At 68.8% G+C, this 20,261-nt stretch carries 17 protein-coding genes; 13 read left to right on the top strand and 4 right to left on the bottom strand.

Annotated features, from left to right (window positions below; all coding sequences use genetic code 11):
- Positions 1-35 precede the first annotated feature (35 nt).
- From eccD to eccCa, 3 genes are read left to right on the top strand one after another with little or no spacing between them, the layout of a single operon-like run.
- Entirely contained in the window at positions 36-1,508 is a 1,473-nt protein-coding gene (gene eccD / locus AB0M45_RS17675; RefSeq protein ID WP_364329643.1) for a type VII secretion integral membrane protein EccD, read from the top strand.
- A gap of 19 nt (positions 1,509-1,527) precedes the next feature.
- Positions 1,528-2,931: a type VII secretion-associated serine protease mycosin gene (gene mycP, locus AB0M45_RS17670; RefSeq protein ID WP_364329641.1), complete on the top strand. Its 1,404-nt coding sequence runs from the start codon at positions 1,528-1,530 to the stop codon at positions 2,929-2,931.
- A gap of 3 nt (positions 2,932-2,934) precedes the next feature.
- Positions 2,935-7,032: a type VII secretion protein EccCa gene (eccCa, locus tag AB0M45_RS17665; protein ID WP_364329639.1), complete on the top strand. Its 4,098-nt coding sequence runs from the start codon at positions 2,935-2,937 to the stop codon at positions 7,030-7,032.
- Between the two features lie 12 nt (positions 7,033-7,044).
- Here eccCa and AB0M45_RS17660 read toward each other — a convergent pair whose 3' ends face one another.
- Together AB0M45_RS17660 and AB0M45_RS17655 are read right to left on the bottom strand one after the other, a co-directional pair.
- A complete protein-coding gene (locus AB0M45_RS17660) occupies positions 7,045-7,650 on the bottom strand; it encodes a GNAT family N-acetyltransferase (protein WP_364329637.1) in 606 nt (201 codons plus the stop codon).
- A gap of 3 nt (positions 7,651-7,653) precedes the next feature.
- The gene (locus tag AB0M45_RS17655) at positions 7,654-8,457 is read right to left on the bottom strand and encodes a GntR family transcriptional regulator (RefSeq protein WP_364329635.1); all 804 of its coding nucleotides are present in this window, start codon (positions 8,455-8,457) and stop codon (positions 7,654-7,656) included.
- 239 nt (positions 8,458-8,696) lie between these two features.
- On the opposite strand from AB0M45_RS17655, the gene AB0M45_RS17650 reads away from it, so the two are divergent.
- Positions 8,697-9,128 (top strand): DUF4254 domain-containing protein, encoded by a 432-nt coding sequence (locus tag AB0M45_RS17650; RefSeq protein WP_364329633.1) that lies wholly within the window; start codon positions 8,697-8,699, stop codon positions 9,126-9,128.
- Positions 9,129-9,205: 77 nt separating this feature from the next.
- On the opposite strand, the gene AB0M45_RS17645 is transcribed toward AB0M45_RS17650, so the two are convergent.
- Entirely contained in the window at positions 9,206-13,030 is a 3,825-nt protein-coding gene (locus AB0M45_RS17645; RefSeq protein ID WP_364329631.1) for an AAA family ATPase, read from the bottom strand.
- Positions 13,031-13,548: 518 nt separating this feature from the next.
- Between AB0M45_RS17645 and infA the strand changes: the two genes are divergently transcribed.
- The 8 genes from infA (at position 13,549) to truA (ending at position 18,730) form a co-directional block, all read left to right on the top strand.
- Positions 13,549-13,770: a translation initiation factor IF-1 gene (gene infA / locus AB0M45_RS17640; protein WP_003418601.1), complete on the top strand. Its 222-nt coding sequence runs from the start codon at positions 13,549-13,551 to the stop codon at positions 13,768-13,770.
- Positions 13,771-13,918: 148 nt separating this feature from the next.
- The gene (rpmJ, locus tag AB0M45_RS17635; protein ID WP_011207363.1) at positions 13,919-14,032 is read left to right on the top strand and encodes a 50S ribosomal protein L36; all 114 of its coding nucleotides are present in this window, start codon (positions 13,919-13,921) and stop codon (positions 14,030-14,032) included.
- Between the two features lie 248 nt (positions 14,033-14,280).
- A complete protein-coding gene (gene rpsM / locus AB0M45_RS17630; protein ID WP_039795645.1) occupies positions 14,281-14,652 on the top strand; it encodes a 30S ribosomal protein S13 in 372 nt (123 codons plus the stop codon).
- Positions 14,653-14,661: 9 nt separating this feature from the next.
- Positions 14,662-15,075, top strand: a complete 414-nt coding sequence (gene rpsK / locus AB0M45_RS17625; protein ID WP_040704448.1) for a 30S ribosomal protein S11 — start codon at positions 14,662-14,664, stop codon at positions 15,073-15,075.
- A 20-nt stretch (positions 15,076-15,095) separates the two neighbouring features.
- On the top strand, positions 15,096-15,701 hold the full coding sequence (rpsD, locus tag AB0M45_RS17620; RefSeq protein WP_043719990.1) for a 30S ribosomal protein S4: 606 nt from the start codon (positions 15,096-15,098) through the stop codon (positions 15,699-15,701).
- Positions 15,702-15,851: 150 nt separating this feature from the next.
- Positions 15,852-16,910 carry a DNA-directed RNA polymerase subunit alpha gene (locus AB0M45_RS17615; protein ID WP_039796155.1) on the top strand — a complete coding sequence of 353 codons (1,059 nt, stop codon included), beginning with the start codon at positions 15,852-15,854 and terminating at the stop codon, positions 16,908-16,910.
- Between the two features lie 50 nt (positions 16,911-16,960).
- Positions 16,961-17,488 (top strand): 50S ribosomal protein L17, encoded by a 528-nt coding sequence (rplQ, locus tag AB0M45_RS17610; RefSeq protein WP_364329622.1) that lies wholly within the window; start codon positions 16,961-16,963, stop codon positions 17,486-17,488.
- A 318-nt stretch (positions 17,489-17,806) separates the two neighbouring features.
- Positions 17,807-18,730: a tRNA pseudouridine(38-40) synthase TruA gene (gene truA, locus AB0M45_RS17605; protein ID WP_364329620.1), complete on the top strand. Its 924-nt coding sequence runs from the start codon at positions 17,807-17,809 to the stop codon at positions 18,728-18,730.
- A gap of 44 nt (positions 18,731-18,774) precedes the next feature.
- On the opposite strand, the gene AB0M45_RS17600 is transcribed toward truA, so the two are convergent.
- Complete coding sequence (locus AB0M45_RS17600; protein WP_364329939.1) at positions 18,775-19,254, bottom strand: Hsp20/alpha crystallin family protein; 480 nt, start codon at positions 19,252-19,254, stop codon at positions 18,775-18,777.
- A 173-nt stretch (positions 19,255-19,427) separates the two neighbouring features.
- Between AB0M45_RS17600 and AB0M45_RS17595 the strand changes: the two genes are divergently transcribed.
- Positions 19,428-20,261 carry an LLM class F420-dependent oxidoreductase gene (locus tag AB0M45_RS17595; RefSeq protein ID WP_364329617.1) on the top strand — a complete coding sequence of 278 codons (834 nt, stop codon included), beginning with the start codon at positions 19,428-19,430 and terminating at the stop codon, positions 20,259-20,261.

Raw genomic sequence — 20,261 nt, 5'->3', positions numbered from 1 at the left:
GCAAGACAGAGTCGACATAGGGAGTCTGCAAACTCGTGACCGAGTCGTCGACCAGCGGCTTGGGAGCCGCTGATCCGGAGCTGTGCCGAGTCTCGGTGATCGGCGGCAACACCCAGCTCGATCTGGGTCTGCCCGCGACGATTCCGATCGCCGCGTTCATCACCGACATCGTGGAACTGATCGAGTCCCGTACTCCCGACCTCGCCGAGCACGACGAAGGCGCCCCGCTGCGCACCGAGCATTGGACCCTGGCCAGGATCGGGCGGGACCCGATTCCGCCCAACCAGACGCTGACCGACGCCGAGGTGTTCGACGGCGAGCTGCTGGTCTTGCGGTCGGTGACGGCGAAGGAATCGCCCGCCCTGTTCGACGACGTGATCGACGCGGTGTCGCGGTTGACGGCCGAGTCGTTCCACAGCTGGTCACCGGTCGCGGCCCGATGGATGGGCCTGATCACAGCGCTGGTCGGCGTGCTCGCCGCGCTCGGTCTGCTGGCCGTGGCCAAGACCGACGGCGCGAGCATCGCGATCGGCTTCCTGCCCGCGGGCGCCGGGCTGGCCGCAGTGGCCGCCGCGGTGATCGGCGTGCGGAAATACCAGGCCACGCTGGCCGCGACGCTGCTGTCGCTGTACGCGATAGCGCTGGTCTTCGCGGCCGCCGCGTTTTTCGTCCCCAACGCGCTCGGCAGTCCGCATCTGCTGCTCGCCTCGGTCACGGCGCTGGTCGTGGCCGTGGTCGCCTACAGCGTCACGGGAGTCGGCGCGTTGCTGTGTGCGGCGGCGCTCACCACGGCCGCGTTCACGGGTTGCTCCGCGCTGGTGCGGATGGTGTGGGAAGTCGGAACGCCCAAGATCGCGGCGGGTGTGCTGGTCGTCGCGCTGATCATGATCACGATGGCGCCGCGGCTCGCGGTCGCGGCCGCGCGCCTGCCCGTCCCGCCCGTGCCCACCGCGGGCGGCGCGATCGACCCGGCCGATCACGAACCGCGCCCCACCATCGAGGACATCGGCGCGATCGGGGCCACCGCGCTGCCATCGGCGGCGGGTCTCGAACTGCGCGCGAAAGCCGCCAACCAGTACCAATCGGGCATCCTGCTGGGCAGCACACTCGCCGCCACGGTCGGCGCGGTGCTCGCCGCCGATCCGCTGGGCGCGGCGCGTTGGCAGGGCATCGCACTGGGCGTGGTCGTCGGGCTGATCCTGTCCTTGCGCGGACGGGCATTCGCGGACCTGGTCCAGGCGGGCACGCTGATCGCTGGTGGGGCGGCCACACTGGTCGCGGTCGGTGTCGCCGTCGCGGTCGGGCATCCGTCGTGGCTGGTGCCGATAGCGGGCATTCTGCTGGCGGTCGCGACGGCAATGGTCGGCTTCGGTGTCATCGCGCCGCACACCGAGATGTCGCCGGTGACCAGACGAGCCGGGGAGATCTTCGAATATCTGCTGATCGTCACCGTCGTGCCGCTGGTGCTGTGGATCATGGACTTGTATTCGGCGGCAAGAAACCTGTGATCGTGGAGTGGTTGTGGCGATGAGTGTTCCGCTACGGCTCACCGGGGTGACGCTGGTGCTCGGCCTCAGCTGTCTCGCACCGCCCGCTCCGGCCTCCGCCCTCGGGCCGCCCGCCATCGATGACGGCGCCCTGGGCGCGGCGATCGCGGTCAATGCAAGGGGCGGTCCGCCGGACGAGACCGAACAGCGCTCTGTGTGTGCCGAGCCGATGCTCGGCGGCGGCCCGCCGCGCGACGCGCCGCTGCCGCAACGCATTCTCGAACTGCCCGCCGCCTGGGAATTCAGCCGTGGCGGCGGACAGAAGGTCGCGGTGATCGATACCGGCGTGAACCGGCATCCGCGGCTGCCCGCGCTGCAACCCGGCGGCGATTTCGTGTCCAACTCCGACGGCACCAGCGACTGCGACGGCCACGGCACGCTGGTCGCCGGCCTGATCGCCGCGCGGCCGAGCCCCGACGATGCGTTCTCCGGCGTGGCGCCCGACGCGGAGATCCTGGCCATCCGGCAGCTGAGCCTGGCGTACGAGCCGAAAGACCGGGCGCGCTCGGAGGTTCCGGGAAAGATCGCCAGCGCCGGGTACGGCAACGTGCTGACCCTGGCCGCCGCGGTCGTGCGCGCGGTGGACATGGGGGCTGGCGTGATCAATATCTCCGAGGTCGCCTGCTCACCGGCGGGTGCGGACCCGGCCGACGGCGCGCTCGGCGCGGCCGTCAAATACGCCTACGATCGAAATGTGGTCGTGGTGGCCGCGGCCGGGAACATACAGCAGGGTGGGGCATGTGATGGCCAGAACGAGGGAACAGGATGGGGCGCGGTGCGTACCGCGGTGAGTCCGGCCTGGTTCGCGCCCTATGTGCTCTCGGTCGCCTCGGTGGAGGCCGATGGCACGGCCTCGCCGTTCTCCATCCATGGTCCGTGGGTGGGTGTCGCGGCCCCTGGACGCACTATCGTTTCGCTGGACAGCAAGCCGGGCGCTACCGGTCTGGTCGATTCGGTGCAGACCGCCGATGGCGTCGGATCCATTGACGGGACCAGCTTTTCCAGCGCCTACGTATCCGGGCTCGCCGCGCTGGTGCGCGCCAGGTTCCCGCAGTTGTCGGCGCAACAGGTGATCGACCGGATCACCCGCACGGCGCAGCAGCCCGGCTCCGGACGCGACGACCGGATCGGCCACGGCCTGGTCGACCCGCTCGCCGCGCTGACCGCGCAGCTGCCCGAACGTCCGGTGAACGCGGGAGCCGATGTGGCGCGGCCGATTCCGCCGCCTCCGCCGCCACCCTATGTCGATCCGGCGCCGCGTCGCGTCGCGACCATAGGCACGATCGTGCTGCTGTCCCTGCTCGGCATCGGATACGCGCTGTCCGTCCCGTTCCGCCGGGGTCGCGGCGTCGTCGACCCGGCGGAGACCGGAGAAGGACTGTAGGACATGGCTACCGAAGGTTTCGTGCGCCGGCCTCGCATCGCACCGCCGCGGGCGCCTGGCGGCGAGGTGGCGCTGACCGCTCCGCCGGAGATTCCCCGTCCGATACCGAGCGGCCTGCTGATGAAGCTCATGCCGGTCGTGATGGTGGTCGCCGTGGTCGGCATGATCGCGATGATGGTCATGATGGGCCGCAGCCTGCTGGCCAATCCGTTCATGATGATGTTCCCGATGATGATGATCATGTCGATGGTCGGCATGATGGCGGGATACCGGGGCGGGGGCGGACCGAAGAAGGCCGCCGAGCTGAACGAGGAACGCAAGGACTACTTCCGGTACCTGGACCAAGTGCGCAAGGACGTCCGCAAGACCGGGCGTGCGCAGCTCGACGCGCTGCTGTGGAGTCATCCGGACCCGGCCGATCTCCAGTCGCTGGTCGGTACCCGGCGCATGTGGGAGCGCCGCCCCAACGACCCGGATTTCGGGCACGTGCGCGTCGGCGTCGGCAGCCACCGGTTGGCGACCAAGCTGGCCAGGCCGGAGACGGGTCCGCTGGAGGATCTGGAGCCGGTGTCGACGGTGGCGCTGCGTCGTTTCGTGCGCACCCATTCGGTGGTGCACACCCTGCCGACCGCGATCTCGCTGCGCGCGTTCCCGGCCATCAACATCGAGGGTGAACCGGCACAGACCCGCATGCTCGCGCGGTCGATGCTGATGGAGTTCACCGCCTTCCACGGACCCGACCACACCGCGGTCGCCATCATCTGCGCCGATCCCGATGGTGAGGCGTGGTCGTGGGCCAAGTGGATTCCGCACCTGCAGCATCCGGTCGATCGCGACGGCATCGGATCGGCGCGCATGATGTACCGGTCGCTGGGCGAACTCGAAACCGCCATGGCCGCCGAGCTGCTCGAACGCGGCAGGTTCATGCGTAACGCACAGCCGACCGCCGGCCGGATCCACTTGCTCGTCATCATCGACGACGGTTTCGTCAGCGGAACCGAGCGGATCGTCAGCGACGCGGGCCTGGACTCGGTCACCGTGCTCGACCTCACCGCGCCGCAGACCGGTCTCGCCGTGCGCCGCGGCCTGCAACTGGTGGTGTCGGACGGGTGGGTGGCCGCGAAATCAGCCGCAGGCACCGAACGATTCGCGACCGCGGACTCGGTGAGCCTGGCCGAAGCTGCCGCGCTGGCCCGCGACCTGGCCCGATACCGGGTCGCGACCGCGGCGCAGATCGTCAGCCTGGGTGACGAGACGCGCGCCGTCCCCGGTCTGATGGCGTTGCTGAAGATTCCGGACGCCGCCCAGATCGACCCGGCCCTGGTGTGGCGCTCGCGCAGCGACCGGGAGCGACTACGCGTGCCGATCGGCGTCACCCCGGACGGCATGCCGGTGGAGATCGACATCAAGGAGTCCGCCGAGAACGGCATGGGCCCGCACGGGTTGTGCATCGGCGCGACGGGTTCGGGTAAATCCGAGTTCCTGCGTACCCTGGTGCTCTCGCTGGTCACCACCCATTCGCCGGACCTGCTCAACCTCGTGCTGGTCGACTTCAAGGGTGGCGCGACCTTCCTCGGCCTGGAATCGCTGCCGCACGTCGCCGCGGTGATCACCAACCTCGAGGAAGAACTCTCGATGGTCGACCGCATGAAGGACGCGCTGTCGGGCGAGATGAACCGGCGTCAGGAACTACTGCGCTCGGCGGGCAATTTCGCCAACGTCACCGAGTACGAGAAGGCACGCGCCGCCGGCGCCCAGCTCGATCCGCTGCCCGCGCTGTTCGTCGTGGTCGACGAGTTCTCCGAACTGCTCTCGCAGAAGCCGGACTTCGCCGACCTGTTCGTGATGATCGGTCGCCTCGGCCGCTCGCTGCGGGTGCATCTGCTGCTGGCCTCGCAGCGGCTGGAGGAGAACAAGCTGCGCGGCCTGGACAGCCACCTGTCCTATCGCATCGGTCTGCGCACCTTCTCGGCCAACGAATCCCGCGCGGTGCTCGGCATCACCGACGCCTACCATCTTCCGAGCGTGCCCGGTTCGGCCTATCTCAAGAGCGACGCGGACGACCCGCTGCGGTTCAACGCGGCCTATGTGTCCGGGCCCTACGTCTCCCCACGTGGCAGCCAGCAGGTGGACGGCCGCGCGGTCGGCGGCCAGTCGCCGGTGGTGTTCAGGGCGAGCACGGTGGAGGAGCGCGAGCAGGCCGACCGCGCCGAAAGAACCGTTGGCCAAGGGCTTCCCGAACTCCCGCCGCCTCCTGGATCGCTAGAGATGGCGCCGCCGGGCGAGCTCGACCTCGCGGAGGAACCGTTTGAGGCCGCGCGTCCGGTCGAGGCGGTGCCTGCGACCTTGCTCCAAGTGGTGGTCGGACGGCTTACCGGTCACGGCAGGCCCGCGCACGAGGTCTGGCTGCCACCGCTGGACGAATCGCCCTCGGTGGACATGCTGCTACCCGATCCGGACTGGAAGTCCCCGGTGAACCGGTACGGTCAGCTGTGGATGCCGATCGGTGTCATCGACAAGCCCTACGAGCAGCGCCGCGACGTGCTGGTCATCGATCTGTCCGGCGGACAGGGCAATCTGGCCGTGGTCGGCGGTCCGCAGTCGGGCAAGTCGACCACCCTGCGTTCGGTCATCATGGCCGCCGCGGCCACGCACACCCCCGAGCAGGTGCAGTTCTACTGTCTGGACTTCGGCGGCGGCACCCTGGCCGGCCTGGCCGGCCTGCCGCACGTCGGTTCGGTCGCGGGACGGCTCGAGGTCGACCGGGTCCGGCGCACCATCGCGGAGATGACCACGTTGCTGCACCAGCGTGAGGAACGTTTCCGTGAGCTGGGCATCGAGTCGATTCACGAGTTCCGCAGGCGCAAGGCCAAACTGGCCATGATGACCGAGACCGAGCGCGCCGCCGACCCGCTGTCGGAGGACCTGTTCGGCGACGTGTTCCTGGTCGTCGACGGCTGGCCGACCATTCGCGCGGAATTCGACGTGCTCGAACCGGCATTCAACGCGTTGGCCGCGCAGGGTCTGTCCTACGGCATCCACCTCATGGTCTCGGCCAATCGCTGGGCGGAGATCCGTCCCGCCGTCAAGGACCTCATCGGCACACGGCTGGAGTTGCGCCTCGGCGACCCCGCGGATTCCGAGATGGACCGGCGCACCGCGGTGCTCGTCCCGGTGGGGCGTCCCGGCCGTGGCCTGACGCCCGACCGGCTGCACATGCTGATCGCGTTGCCGCGGCTGGATTCCGACTCCGATCCGCAGACTCTGCCCGAAGGTGTCGGCGCCGCCAAACAGCAGCTCAACGAGCTCTACGGCGGCAGGCGCGCCCCCGAAGTTCGGATGCTGCCCATGGAGATCCCGCGCGAACAGGTCCTCGCGGCGGCGCGTGCACGCGGTATCGAGCAAGGGCCGACCTGCGTGGTCGTCGGTCTCGGCGAGTCCGAATTGCAGCCCCTGGTACTGGATTTCAGCGCCCAATCGCACTTCATGGCCTTCGCCGACGTGGAATGCGGCAAGACCACGCTGCTGCGCAACATCGTGCTCGGCATCGCGGAGAACTCGACCGCCGACCAGGCGAGGGTCATCCTCATCGACTACCGGCGCACCATGCTCGGTGTGCTCGAAGGCGACCAGCTGGCCGGCTATTCGACGTCGTCGCAGACCTCGGTCGGCATGATCAAAGAAGTCGCCGGTTATCTCGCCAAACGCATTCCGGGTTCGGACATCACCCCGCAGCAGCTGCGGGAGCGCAGTTGGTGGAGCGGGCCGGAGATCTACATCGTCGTCGACGACTACGACATGGTCGCCGCGGGTCAGAACCCGCTGGAACCGCTGCTGGAATTCCTGCCCCAGGCGCGTGACATCGGTATGCACCTCATCGTCACCCGGCGCTCCGGCGGTGCGTCGCGGGCCCTGTACGACAAGGTGCTCGGCCGGATGAAGGAGATCTCGGTCGACGCGCTGCTGATGAGCGCGCCCAAGGACGAGGGCAAGTTCCTGGGCGACATCCGTTCGGCCAAGCTTCCACCGGGCCGGGGCACCCTCATTTCACGCAGCAGGGAACCGGAGATGATCCAGATCGCCTATCTGCCGCCGCTGTAACCCGCGGGCTGGTCAGTTGTTCGGTCGCGGCGGACCCAGGATCACCGAATGGTCCGGGCGGCCGACTGCGAGGACCGGCACGGGCAGCGCTCGATCCCAGCTGTCGGCCCTGCGCTCGAACAGCGCGCGGGAGGGCCCCTGCGCCGGCGGCCCCGCGATGCGGGCCAGGCGGAATCCCTCCGAGCGGTAGTAGTCGTGCAGGCCGGTATTGGCGGTCCAGGCGTCCAGCCGGACCCACTCGCGCTGCCGTTGGCGGGCAAGCGTTCCCGCATGGGCGAGCATGTGGTGGCCGACGTGCTGGCCGGAGAACCGCAGGTCGACGATCATGAAGTGGACGATCACCGCGTCGTCGAGCTCCCATCGCGACCACAGGCCGGAATCGGCGCGGTCGTTGACCGTGATGGTGCCCGCCGGTTCGCCCGCGATCTCGGCGATCCAGGTCTCACCCGCGTCCAGCGACCGGCCCACCGCGCGAGCGAAGATCTCGATGGGCAGGCCGCGTCCGGCGACCGTCCACTGGTCGGAGCCGCGCGCGGTGAGCCACGCCGTGCGCTGGACACGCAGGCGGCAGATCATGCCGAGATCGCCGAGCGTTGCCTGGCGGAGCACGATGGTCATGGTTTACGCCGGACCGAGCCCGTGCGATCTGGCGAGTGTGGCCCGGATGACGGCCGTGCCTGCGGTATCGCCGAGCTCGTAGGCCAGGCGGTTGCCGGTGGCGAGCGAGCGATGACGGGTGGCGCGGGTGACTCTTTCGTGATTGGCGCCGATCCGCAGGTGGTCGAGTAGGACGGTGCCCGCGGCTACACCGAGCACCGTGGCTTCCTCCGCGGTGGCGGGCCGGGCGACGAGCGTGTCGCGGTGGGCGGTCTCCGCCTGGCCTCGGTCGGCCAGGCGGCGAGTGGTGCCTTCCGGAATATCGTGCGGAGAGTCGATTCCGGTGGCCTCGGCCAGATCTCGGGGATAGAAGCTGACCTCCCAGGACCAGGGCTCATGGTCCAGATACTGCACCACCGTCCTGGCCAGTACCCAGGAGTCCGGCGGCACGCCGAGCCAGGACGCTACCTCGCGGCTGGCCGGCTCCATCTTCGCGCTGAACTCCTTCGACGGCTCTCGGTGCGCGGCCCGCGCGATCTCCTCGAAGATGTCGTGCTCGGTCTTCGGCCGATCGGGGCGGATATGGTCGGTGACAACCGATTCCAGCACTTCCTGGTTTCGGACGATGGTTCCGCGGGAAGTAGCTGTATAGACGAGGTTTTCGGTCACCAATACCTGGATGGCATTGCGCGCGGTGGTTATCGAGACCTGCATCTGATCGGCAAGCTCGGAATGACTGGGCAGTCGATCGCCCGGCTTCCACTTGGCTGCGCGGATCTCCTCGCGGAGGAGGTCTGCGATCCGGTGATACGTCGGACCGTCCGCCATCTTGCTCCTCGGTTGGTCATGCAGGTAACGAAGTGTACCCTTCGTGACTCCCTACGGCCGGGTAACGCTTGACAGGCGACTTCAGAGGTTTATTGTAATGAACGTCCTGATCCGGTGTTGTGCGGCGATGACGGCGAGGCAACGTGGCAGGTTCGGATACAACGGTCGTAATGGCCCTCCCCGGCACATCACGGTGTGTCGATCCTTCGGTGCGTTCTTCGGCACCGGGACTACTTCCTATGTCCGACCTACTGGTTCGGGCGTGTCGCGGCCACCGGGTGGTGGGCGGTCCGCTGCTCTGGTTCGCCCGTGACCTGGCGGTGCTGCATGAACGCCGACTCGTCGGTCGTGGCGGTTCGGTGGATACGTCCGTCGCGGTGATCCGCGAAATCGAGCGTCGCAGAGTCGAGTTGGTGATGGCCATCGACGACTGGGTGCTGCGCAGCGTGCCGCAGCATCGGCTCGGCGCCACCTTGCACACCGAGACCGTTGGCGCGGTGATCGACCGCCTCGCCGAGTCCTCGGTGCGAGCGCACCACGCGTTGATGACGTTGGACGCGCACGACGATCTGCTGCACTACGCATGGCATCATCTCGCCGAACTCGCGGACGCCTACGACGATCTGGTGCGCGACGTCATGGCGGGACGACGGCGTCTGCCCGAGTGGTGAGCCGACTCCCGCATGCCGTCCGACCACCGCACGCCGTCCGACCACCGCACGCCGTCAGGGGGAGGCTCTGGCCGGCGTCAAGGGCGGTAGCGGCGGTGATCGGTGGCGAAATCGTCGGCGACGGTGGCGGCCAGCTCGACATAGGCACGCTTGGTCTGCTTATGCAGCTGGTGCAGATCGATCTCGGCACCCTCGGACAGGTGCTGGTCGTACGGGATGATATGCACGGCGCGGCAACGGGACAGGAAGTATTCGCGCAGCTGCTGGATGCCGACATTCGGTGACCCCTCGCGCGGCAGATTGATCACCACCACCGCGTTGCGGACCAGATGATCGTGGCCGTGCAGCGATAGCCAGTCCAGTGTGGCGGCGGCGCTGCGGGCGCCATCGATCGCCGCCGAGGAGATCAGCACCAGTGAATGCGCCAGGTCGAGCACCCCGGTCATCGCCGAATGCATCAGCCCGGTGCCGCAGTCGGTGAGGATGATGTTGTAAAACCGCTGCAGGATACCGGCCACGGCGCGGTACTCCTCGTCGCTGAACGCCTCCGATGCGGCCGGATCGCGTTCGCTGGCAAGCACTTCCAGTCGGCTGGTGCCTTGCGAGGTGTGCCTGCGCACGTCCGAGTACCGCTGGATCGAGGGGTCGAGCAGCAGGTCGCGCACGGTGGAGCGAGTCTGCAGCGGCACCCGCTGCGACAGCGTGCCGAAGTCTGGGTTGGCGTCCACCGCGATTACTCGGTCGCCACGGATCGACGCGAAGATCGATCCGAGACCCATTGTGGTGGTGGTCTTTCCGACACCACCCTTGAGCGAGAGCACCGCGATGCGGTAATCGCCGCGCACGGGCTGTCTGATCCGCGCGACCAGTTCTTGGAGTCTGCGTTCCTCGGCGGACATACCCGGGTTGATCGCGCCACCCGACACGTGGTGCACGGCCTTGCGCCACCCGGATCCCGGCGCCCGCTTGGCCCGCCGCAACGGCACATTGTCCAGTGAGGGCTGCTGGAATGGCGTCCCCGGCTGCGCGTTCGGCTGCTGGGTAGGGGGCTGAGCGTGGCGCTGCGGATTGCCCCATTGCTGGCCACCCGCCTGCGCGGCTTGTCCATAGTCCTGAGGTTCGGGGTGCTGCTGCGCGGGCGGCGCGGAATAGGGCGCCGCCTGGCCGGCCTGCGCGGGGTCCTGCTCGGCGACGTGGCGCCATTGGTCGGCAGGCTGGCCAATTGGCGCCGGTCCACCCACGAACGGGGCGGGGTGCCCGGAGGATTCGGCCGGTCCGGTGCCAGGGCGCTGGGTGGTATCGCGCCAGTGGTCGGGTTGCGCCGCGACCGGTGCCCGACCACCGGACTGCGGTGCATAACCCGGGTGTTCGCCGGCGAGATCAACCGGAGCGTGTGGACCCGGCGCGACGTTGCCCGCCTCGCGGCGCGTCGTCTCGGTCTGCTGCTGGGCTACCGGCTGCTGATCGAAAGTCGGCGCTTGCTCGACCGGCGCTTGGGCGACCGGTAGCTCGCTCGTCTCGGTGGGCAGCCGGTGTCGTCCGCCGACCGGCCGTGCCGCAGCGGCGCCGACTTCCGCGGCGCTCGTCCAGCGCGACGCCGCGGCGCCCAGATCTGGTTGTGTGTACGGCGGGTTCGCGGCTGCGCCGGTCGCGTCGTTCGTCGGCGCCGTGCCGTGCGGCGCGGTGCTCGATGGGCTGCCGGTCGCGGATGCGCTTTCGGGCGCGGGTGGCACGGAACCGATCCCACCGTGCGCGGCGTGCGGACCGGTAGCGGACGGTGCAGCTGCCGAAGCCGGGCCGGTTCCGGTGCGATCCGCGGGCGACGGATTCGAGGCCGGTCGGCGATCGGCGCGCACCCGCGGTTCGGATGCGGTGGCCGATGGTGAGCTGTCGGCGGACGTCCGGGCGGCTGCCTGATCAGCCTGCCCCGCGGTCTCGTTCGGCGCGGGCGGAAGACCGGGCCGGCCCGCCTGCGCGGCTGCGGTGTGGTCGAGCCAGGTCGGCGGACCGTCTCCGCCGCGTGTGGGCGGCTGCTCCTCGTGCGGCGACGGCGCCGGCGGGACGCCGGGTGCACCGCTGTGCGGGCGCTCGTGCGGCGCGGGCGGGTCGGGAAGCGGCGGGAGGCGGCGCGGCGCGTCCGTCGTGGAGGTCGCCGCCCGCTCGGGCGGCGGCGCGGCGAGCCAGGGTGGCGGACCATCGGAACCGGTCGCGGTGGGGCCGTCGCTCGACCCGGACGAAGACGGCGCGGCCTGCGGTGTCGGCGTCGCGGGATGCGCACCGACCGGCGGCGTCGAAGACTGATCACCCGTCGGGCGTGTCCGGTCACCAGTGGACGGCGGATTGCCCGACGCTGTGGATCCGCTGTCGGCCTCCGATACGGCGGGCTGGTTCCCGCTCGTGACCGGCCGGACATCGGCAGGCGGTACGACAGGGTCCGCGCCGGCAGCCGCCGTCTGGCCGCCGACCGGCGCCGTCGCGTCGTTCGCACGCGGTCCGATCCGAGTACCGGCTTGTTCCGCACCCGCCGCCTCCGGGTGTTCGCCCGTATGCGGTGCGGCGTGGCTACCGGTAGTCGCCGGAGTCGTGAGGCGCTCGCCGTAAGACTGCGCGGCCGGAGTTCCGCCGGTGGGCGGCACCGCCCGTTCGGTGCCGGTCGTGGAACCCGCGCCGGTCGCCGGGCTTGCGCCGGTCGGCGCCGACGTCGGATCGCTGGAGTGCCATGCCTGGTCGCTTGCCGGAATTGCGGACCCGCCATCGTGCTGGTCCACTGCGTTTTCGCCGGTGGGCGCTTGGCGATGTCCGGCCTGCCGGGCGGAGTGTTCGTCGGCCGTTGGCCCGACCGAGGTTCCGCCGGTGTACGGCACCGGAGGGATGGTCCAAGCCGGCGTCGCATGCTGCTCGCCGGTCGGGGGTGCCAGGTGACTCTGAGCCGGATGACTTCCGGCCTGCCACGCCGCGCGGTCCGCACTGGTCTGTGGTGTGCCGGGATGTGCGCCTTGTGGCGGCACGGCCGATCGTTCACCGGTCGGCGGCATCGCCGGATGCTCGTTGCCCGGCCGGGCGTTCGGGTCCGCACCGGTCTGGCCCGCGCCCGTGGGCGGTCCGACAGGATGGCCATCGATCGGTGGCGCGGACATCTGGTTGGCCGGCGTGGTCGGCCAGTGACTCGGCCGCACCGCGGAAAGGGCGGCATCGAGCCGGGGATTACCGGTGGACGGCCACTGGCTCGGTTGTGGTCCGTGCGGAGGCCGATCCGGCCTGGTGGTCTGTCCGCCGGCACCCTCGCCAGTCGGCGGCACGGGGTGCTCGCGGTTCGGCGCCGGACCGGGCCGTTCGTCGTTCGGTTGCCGCGGTGGGTCCGGCAGCGCTGGTGGCGGCGGAAGATCAGGCCTGCCCATCTGCCGCGGCGCCGACCTGTCGTTCGGCATCGGCGTTTCGGTGGGTCGGCTGCCCAGCAGCTGGAACGCTGGCGAGGGCTGCGAAGGGCTGCGGGTTGGCAGCGGCTGCTGGGTAGCGCCGATGGGCGGGACCTGCCACCCGCCGTCCGCACGCGGCGGTGCCTGCTCGTAGGCGGGTTGCTGCCACGAGTCCTGCGGCAGCGGACCCGGCCCAGGCCCGTCCGGTCCGGGCGCGGGTCGTGCCGCGCTCTGCTGCGCTCCCTCGTCGGAGGGTTCGTGCTTGTCGCGGCGCCAGCCTTTGCGGCGCTTGTCCGGGCGCGCGGCCTCGGGGCGTTCCGCTTCGGGGGCCCGGTTCTTGAACCGCCCACGTCTGCGGCTCGGTGCTTCCTCGATGAGCTCGTCGTGCGGGAGATTCTGTACCGGTGCCTCGTAGCCGGCCTGTGTGACGTCGCTCTCGGACAGCCACGGCGGCAGCATGGGCAGGTCGTTGTTGTTACGACTCACGACTTCGCCTCGCTAGCGTTCGGCTCGGCCGGGATCGTGGGCGCGGTGTTCCTGGCTCGCTCGCGCACGGCTGCGCCTCGCCGGCGCTCGGCTCCGTCCTGCGCGAGGGCGCGCTGTATTCTCGGGTTCACTCGCTGGCGCTCGCTCACGACTCCGCCTCGCCGGCGCTCGGCTCCGGCATGACCGCGAAGGCGGCTGCGTTGACGGCTCGCTCGCTGCGCTCGCTCACGCGTCCCCCTCGATCTGCTCGACCCAAATACCTGGACAGCGGCCAGTTTACGCGACAACATGCCGCCGCAGCGGCGCAGCACCCGGCGCTCGCCACGGGTGGGAAGGTGGCTGCGAAACCCCTGGCGACGGGGGTATACAGGGAGGCATTTTTGCCCGATCCGGAACTGATCGGTAAGCTGGAGCGGCGGTGCACCCATGCGCCGCCTGTTTGTGTGCGAGTGGTCGGTCCATACAAGCAGACGTCAGGCAGACAAACCAGGTTGAGCGTAACCGGGATCGCGGAGGATATGGCGAAGAAGGACGGGGCCATCGAGGTCGAGGGTCGAGTTGTCGAACCGCTGCCCAATGCGATGTTCCGGATCGAGCTCGAGAACGGGCACAAGGTTCTCGCGCACATCAGCGGGAAGATGCGGCAGCACTACATTCGCATCCTCCCCGAGGACCGTGTGGTCGTCGAGCTCTCGCCCTACGACCTGTCACGTGGCCGGATCGTATACCGCTACAAGTGATCGCGCCCGGCGCGATCGGGTCGGCGCGAGCCTGCCGTCCCGGCGCAGGCCGGGACCGAGTCGAATGACTCACCACAGAGCTTCCCCAGTCGCCGACTGGGGAAAAACTGTGTTCACACCCGTGTGAACCACAACAGATTGGACGGACGTGAAGGTTCAGCCGAGCGTCAAGAAGATCTGCGAGAAGTGCAAGGTGATCCGCCGTCACGGCCGGGTCATGGTGATCTGCGACAACCTGCGCCACAAGCAGCGCCAGGGCTGAGCGGAGGCGAGGGCAACCTCGCACCACCGCCCGAGGCTTGCCGACGGCGCCGCTCGACGCGACACCAGCCAAGCACCGAACCGCAGTTCGGATTGGCACAGAAGAACTCCCAGCACCAGCCGCACGCTGCGGAAATTCAGGGTTCGCCCTGGGGCGTGCGTGCCTACCACCGGCTCGGAGGCCGGTGCCCCACAAGACGAGGGGATGGACAGGGAGCAGACCTCCGCAACGATTAAGGAAACTGCCAGATGGCACGTCTCATGGGCGTCGATCTCCCGCGCGAGAAGCGCATGGAGATCGCACTGACCTACATTTTCGGCATTGGCCGTACCCGCTCCAAGGAGATCCTCGAGGCCACCGGCGTCAGCCCGGACCTGCGTTCGAAGGACCTCAGCGACGACGATCTCACGAAGCTGCGTGACTATATCGAGGCTTCCGAGTTCAAGGTCGAGGGTGACCTGCGCCGCGAGGTGCAGGCCGATATTCGCCGCAAGATCGAGATCGGCTGCTACCAGGGCCTGCGCCACCGTCGTGGCCTGCCCGTGCGTGGCCAGCGCACCAAGACCAACGCGCGCACCCGCAAGGGTCCGAAGCGCACCGTCGCCGGCAAGAAGAAGTAGGGATAACCGATGCCTCCGAAGAGTCGGGCCGCCGGCCCGAAGAAGACCCAGAAGTCGCGTCGCCGGGAAAAGAAGAACGTCCCGCACGGCCACGCGCACATCAAGAGCACGTTCAACAACACGATCGTGTCGATCACCGACCCGAACGGCAACGTCATCTCCTGGGCGTCGTCGGGCCACGTCGGCTTCAAGGGCTCGCGCAAGTCGACCCCGTTCGCCGCGCAGCTCGCCGCCGAGAACGCCGCCCGCAAGGCGCAGGAAAACGGCGTCAAGAAGGTCGACGTGTTCGTGAAGGGCCCCGGTTCGGGCCGCGAGACCGCGATCCGCTCGCTGCAGGCCGCCGGCCTCGAGGTGGGCACGATTTCCGATGTCACCCCGCAGCCGCACAACGGCTGCCGTCCGCCCAAGCGGCGTCGCGTCTAGCGGGAAAGGAACAGCGAACAATGGCTCGTTACACAGGCCCTATCACCCGCAAGTCGCGTCGTCTGCGTGTCGACCTCGTCGGAGGCGACCAGGCGTTCGAGCGTCGTCCCTACCCGCCGGGCCAGCACGGCCGCGCCCGGATCAAGGAGAGCGAGTACCTGCTCCAGCTGCAGGAGAAGCAGAAGGCCCGCTTCTCCTACGGTGTCATGGAGAAGCAGTTCCGCCGGTACTACGAGGAGGCCAACCGCCTCAAGGGCAAGACCGGTGACAACCTGCTGCGCCTGCTCGAGACCCGCCTGGACAACGTGGTGTACCGCGCCGGTCTGGCCCGCACCCGCAGGCAGGCCCGCCAGCTGGTCAGCCACGGCCACTTCCTGGTGAACAACAAGAAGGTCGACGTTCCCAGCTTCCAGGTGACCCAGTACGACATCATCGATGTCAAGGAGAAGTCGCTGGGCACGCTGCCGTTCCAGGTGGCGCGCGAGACCGTCGGCGACCGCCCGGTTCCGGGCTGGTTGCAGGTGATCCCGGGCCGCTTGCGGATCCTGGTCCACCAGCTGCCGGAGCGCGCACAGATCGATGTGCCGCTGCAGGAACAGCTGATCGTCGAGTACTACTCCAAGTAGCCCCTCGGCGAGCCGTCCTGGATACCCGGGACGGGATACGCGCACAGCACCGTGCTGCTGGTGTGTGGTCGCCCGGAAATCGGGCGACCACGCACAAACCCCTGAGACGAGGCGTCAAATAGCGGGCGCCCAAAAAGGAGGATGATCCCAATGCTGATTTCACAGCGTCCGACGCTGACCGAAGAGGTCGTCGCCGAGAACCGCTCGAAGTTCACCATCGAACCGCTCGAGCCGGGCTTCGGTTACACCCTCGGCAACTCGCTGCGGCGTACCCTGCTGTCCTCGATTCCGGGGGCCGCGGTCACGAGCATCCGCATCGACGGCGTCCTGCACGAGTTCACCACCGTCCCCGGGGTGAAGGAGGATGTCACCGACATCATCCTGAACCTCAAGGGCCTGGTCGTGTCCTCGGAGGAGGACGAGCCGGTGACGATGTACGTGCGCAAGCAGGGCCCGGGCACCGTCACCGCCGGTGACATCGTCCCGCCCAGCGGCGTCGTCGTGCACAACCCGGACATGCACATCGCGACTCTGAACGACAAGGGCAAGCTGGAGATCGAGCTCGTCGTCGAGCGTGGTCGCGGCTACGTCCCCGCCGTGCAGAACAAGGCGTCCGGCGCGGAAATCGGCCGGATTCCGGTGGATTCGATCTACTCGCCGGTGCTCAAGGTGACCTACAAGGTCGAGGCCACCCGTGTCGAGCAGCGCACCGACTTCGACCGGCTCATCCTGGACGTGGAGACCAAGAACTCCATCAGCGCGCGGGACGCGCTCGCCTCGGCGGGCAAGACCCTGGTCGAGCTCTTCGGCTTGGCCCGCGAGCTGAACGTCGAAGCCGAAGGCATCGAGATCGGCCCCTCTCCGGCCGAGGCGGACCACATCGCCTCGTTCGGTCTGCCGATCGAGGACCTGGACCTCACCGTCCGGTCCTACAACTGCCTCAAGCGCGAGGGTGTGCACACGGTGGGCGAGCTGGTCGCCCGCACCGAGTCGGATCTGCTGGACATTCGTAACTTCGGCCAGAAGTCCATCGACGAGGTCAAGGTCAAGCTGCACGCGCTCGGCCTCTCGCTGAAGGACAGCCCGGCGTCGTTCGATCCGTCCAGCGTGGTCGGCTACGACGCGAGCACCGGCACGTGGAGCGACAGCGGCACGTTCAGTGACACCGATGGCGGCGAGCAGGACTACGCCGAAACCGAACAGCTCTAGGCCGTCGGGGTAGGCGCCCCGGACCGGCCTCTCACAAGGAGAACCACACAATGCCCAAGCCCAAGAAGGGTGCCCGCTTCGGCGGGTCGGCGACGCACCAGAAGGCGATCTTCGCCAATCTGGCCACGGCGCTCTTCGAGCACGGCCGGATCACCACCACCGAGGCCAAGGCCAAGGCCGTACGCCCCTACGCGGAGAAGCTGATCACCAAGGCGAAGGCCGGCACGCTTGCCGACCGTCGCGAGGTGCTCAAAGTGATCCGCAACAAGGACGTCGTGCACGAGCTTTTCGAGCAGATCGGCCCGTCGTTCGAGGGGCGCGAGGGTGGCTACACCCGCATCACCAAGACGCTGCCGCGCAAGGGTGACAACGCGCCGATGGCGATCATCGAGCTGGTCCGCGAGAAGACCGTGACCAACGAGGCCGAACGCGCTCGCCGCGTCGCCGCGTCGAAGAAGGCGGAGCAGGCTCCGGCCGCCGAGGTCGTCGAGGAGAAGGACGACGAGGCCGTCGCCGAGACCGCCGAGGCGGAGGCTCCGGCTGCCGCCGAGGCCGACGAGGACAAGAAGGACGCCTGAGAGGGCATCTGAAACCTGTCGATGGCCCGTGGCAGACTGCTCTCATCTGGGGCGCACAGCGTGATTGCCCCAGATCCGGGAGCCCGAAGCGCGGGCCTTGGTGACCACCAAGGTGTTACCGGCCCCGATGAAGCGGAAACCGACGTGTGGACCCGTGGCGGTGTACACCGAGGACATCCGAGAAGGATGGTGTCAGGAACTCCGCGCGGATGATCCGGACGTCTGACGTTCGCGAATGAGCCCGCCACCCGCTCCCGGGTCGGCGGGCTCATTCGCGTTGACCAGGAGATTGCTTAGTCGATGAGCGTGGAGGAGGCAGTGGGTGCAGTGATGCCGTCGGAATCGGCTCCCGCGTCGGCGCGGCACGATGCGGTCCCGGAGCCGGATGTGGCCGGCGCGGCGCCGGATGCCGTGCGCCCGACGGTTCGCGTGCGGCTGGACATCTCCTACGACGGCACCGATTTCATCGGCTGGGCGCGACAACCGGGTCTGCGCACCGTGCAGGGTGTCTTGGAGGACTCGCTGAGCAAGGTGTTCCGTGAGCCGATCCAGTTGACCGTCGCGGGGCGCACGGACGCGGGCGTGCACGCCGAGGGACAGGTCGCGCATTTCGACACGTCCGGTGAACTGGACCCGGACAAGCTGGTGCACCGGATGGCGCGATTCCTGCCGAAGGACGTGCGGATCAAGCAGGCGCGGCTCGCCCCGCCCGAGTTCGACGCCCGGTTCTCCGCCATCCGCCGCCACTACGTGTACCGATTGACCACCGCATCGTATGGCGCGGAGCCGTTGCAGGCGCGCAGCGTTGTCGCGTGCCGGTCCGGCGTCGACTTCGAGGCCATGCGCGCTGCGTCACGCAAACTGTTGGGACTGCACGATTTCGCCGCGTTCTGCCGACGCAGGGAGGGCGCGACGACGGTCCGCGAGTTGCAGCGCTTCGACTGGGTGCGCGAGGGTGACCTGCTGCTCGCTCACGTGAGCGCCGACGCGTTCTGCTGGTCGATGGTCCGTAGCCTGGTCGGCGCGGTCCTAGCGGTGGGCGAGGGGCGCCGCGGTCCGGAATGGGTGGGCGAGCTGCTGCGCGAGACGGAGCGGTCCAGCGCGGTCACCGTCGCGCCCGCCCACGGCCTCAGCCTGATCGGCGTCGATTACCCCGCGGACGGCGAACTCGCCGCCCGCAACGCGCAGACGCGTGAGATGCGGTCGGTCCCGGTCCCGGACGCAGGTTGCTGCGGCGACTGACACAGGGCTACCCGCACCCGTGCGCGGGCGCGGGTAGCGAGCGGTCACTTCGAGGCTTGCCCAGGTCGCGGCGTCTGCTGCGACTGCGTCGATGCTTCGATCGTCCTCGGTTCCTGTGACGACCCGGAGATCTCGATGCGGCGCGGCTTGGCGCGCTCGGCGATGGGGATCGTCACCGACAGCACACCGTTGTTGTAGGTCGCGCTGATCCGGTCGGCATCGACGTTCTCGCCGAGGGACAGCTGCCGCATGAAGGTGCCCGCGAAGCGTTCCGAGGCGATCCACTGGACGCCTTCCTCACTGGGAACGGTGCGCTGTGCGCGGAGGGTGAGCGTGCCGCTGTCGACACTGACATCGATCGAGCCGGGGTCGACGCCGGGCAGGTCCGCGTTCAGCACGTAGTGATCTCCCGCTTTGAACAGATCCATCGGCATGAATCGCGGTGCGCGAGCGGTTCCGGCGGTTTCTCCGAGCAGTTGGCGGGCGACGGTGTCGATGTCATGGAATGGATCGAATCTGAGCACAGCGATCACCTCCATCTCCTAGTGGTGACGCCTGCCACGGCGGCGGGCGCCGATAGCTGTGCAATTTTCACAGTAGCTCGCTCGGGTCCGGCTTGCTTCGACCTGACGGGACCAAGTGGCGCGTCGCCCGCCGACACGGAATAGCCGTCCGCGGACCCGTGTTGGCTCCGGACATGGCATTCGAGAGTCTCGGACAGTTCGGAGTGTGGCGGGCGTACAACGGGTTCAGCCCGGCGGATGCGCGGGAATTGGAGCAGCTGGGCTACGGCGCGCTGTGGTTGGGGGCCTCGCCCCCGGCGGATCTGGCTGTGGTGGAACCGCTGCTGGAGGCGACCGAAACGATCACGGTGGCGACCAGCATCGTGAATATCTGGGCTGCGCCGGCGAAGGAAGCGGCCGACTCGTTCCATCGGATCGAGGCGCGGTTCCCCGGCCGGTTCCTGCTCGGCATCGGCGCGGGCCACCCGGAACACACCGGCGAGTACCGCAAGCCCTACGACGCGCTGGTGGAGTACCTCGACGAACTCGACGCGGCGGGTGTGCCCGCCGAGCGTCGCGCGGTGGCGGCACTCGGTCCGCGCGTGCTGAAGCTGGCGGCCGAGCGGTCCGCGGGTGCGCTGCCCTACTTCGTGCCATCGGCACACACCGCGTCGGCGCGCGAAATCGTCGGCCCGGACGCGTTGCTGGCGACCGAGCACAAGGTGGTACTGACCGACGACGCCCGTGCGGCGCACACCGTCGCCGACGAGACCGTCGGGTTCTACCTGGGCCTGACCAACTACGTGTCGAACCTGCGCCGGTTCGGCTTCACCGACGCCGATCTCACCACCCCGCCCAGCGATCGGCTGTTCGACGCCGTCATCGCGCACGGCACGCCGGAAGACATAGCCGCTCGGCTGTCGGAACATCTGGACGCGGGCGCCGGCCACGTCGCGGTCCAGATCCTCGGCGACAACTACCTCGCGGCGCTGCGCACCCTCGCGCCGCTGTTCGCCGCGCGATCCTGA

It is taken from the genome of Nocardia sp. NPDC051787 (assembly GCF_040681325.1).
In the GTDB taxonomy this organism is placed as follows: domain Bacteria; phylum Actinomycetota; class Actinomycetes; order Mycobacteriales; family Mycobacteriaceae; genus Nocardia.
Note: the sequence above shows the minus strand (reverse complement) of the source record. Positions and strands in the feature narration are given on the sequence as shown.

What these genes read in the sequence shown, in the direction of transcription:
- AB0M45_RS17595 (WP_364329617.1), top strand. Translation starts at nt 19,428, where the DNA reads ATGGCATTCGAGAGTCTCGGACAGTTCGGAGTGTGGCGGGCGTACAAC.
- infA (WP_003418601.1), top strand. Translation starts at nt 13,549, where the DNA reads ATGGCGAAGAAGGACGGGGCCATCGAGGTCGAGGGTCGAGTTGTCGAA.
- rpsD (WP_043719990.1), top strand. Translation starts at nt 15,096, where the DNA reads ATGGCTCGTTACACAGGCCCTATCACCCGCAAGTCGCGTCGTCTGCGT.
- AB0M45_RS17650 (WP_364329633.1), top strand. Translation starts at nt 8,697, where the DNA reads ATGTCCGACCTACTGGTTCGGGCGTGTCGCGGCCACCGGGTGGTGGGC.
- mycP (WP_364329641.1), top strand. Translation starts at nt 1,528, where the DNA reads ATGAGTGTTCCGCTACGGCTCACCGGGGTGACGCTGGTGCTCGGCCTC.
- AB0M45_RS17660 (WP_364329637.1), bottom strand. Translation starts at nt 7,650, where the DNA reads ATGACCATCGTGCTCCGCCAGGCAACGCTCGGCGATCTCGGCATGATC.
- rpsK (WP_040704448.1), top strand. Translation starts at nt 14,662, where the DNA reads ATGCCTCCGAAGAGTCGGGCCGCCGGCCCGAAGAAGACCCAGAAGTCG.
- AB0M45_RS17615 (WP_039796155.1), top strand. Translation starts at nt 15,852, where the DNA reads ATGCTGATTTCACAGCGTCCGACGCTGACCGAAGAGGTCGTCGCCGAG.
- eccCa (WP_364329639.1), top strand. Translation starts at nt 2,935, where the DNA reads ATGGCTACCGAAGGTTTCGTGCGCCGGCCTCGCATCGCACCGCCGCGG.
- AB0M45_RS17655 (WP_364329635.1), bottom strand. Translation starts at nt 8,457, where the DNA reads ATGGCGGACGGTCCGACGTATCACCGGATCGCAGACCTCCTCCGCGAG.
- rpsM (WP_039795645.1), top strand. Translation starts at nt 14,281, where the DNA reads ATGGCACGTCTCATGGGCGTCGATCTCCCGCGCGAGAAGCGCATGGAG.
- rplQ (WP_364329622.1), top strand. Translation starts at nt 16,961, where the DNA reads ATGCCCAAGCCCAAGAAGGGTGCCCGCTTCGGCGGGTCGGCGACGCAC.